Here is a 240-nt window from a genome sequence, read left to right on the forward strand (position 1 = left end):
ACGACAGCACGAATCGTATCAGAGGACATTTTCTTTGGCGAGGACTTGGCTGCCAAACTTCGCGAACTAAGTAAGGAAGCGCAAATTATTGCCGATGGGTCAATTAATTTGGATCAACTGGAAGAGTCGGCCCGCGAGCAATTAAAGCAAGATGCCAAGCAGTACACTGACGAGGAAATCAAGACCGTTACCGAACAAATAAATAGCGAATTGGCTGAAAAAGCTGGGTTAGAGTATGTG

General features: G+C 45.4%; 1 protein-coding gene. It reads left to right on the forward strand.

Annotated features, from left to right (window positions below; translation table 11 throughout):
* Positions 1–240, forward strand: a 240-nt coding sequence (locus CHH91_RS20745) for a hypothetical protein (protein ID WP_176465877.1), incomplete at both ends; no start/stop codon positions are given.

Source organism: Virgibacillus sp. 7505, from assembly GCF_002272135.1.
Lineage (GTDB): Bacteria > Bacillota > Bacilli > Bacillales > Amphibacillaceae > Terribacillus.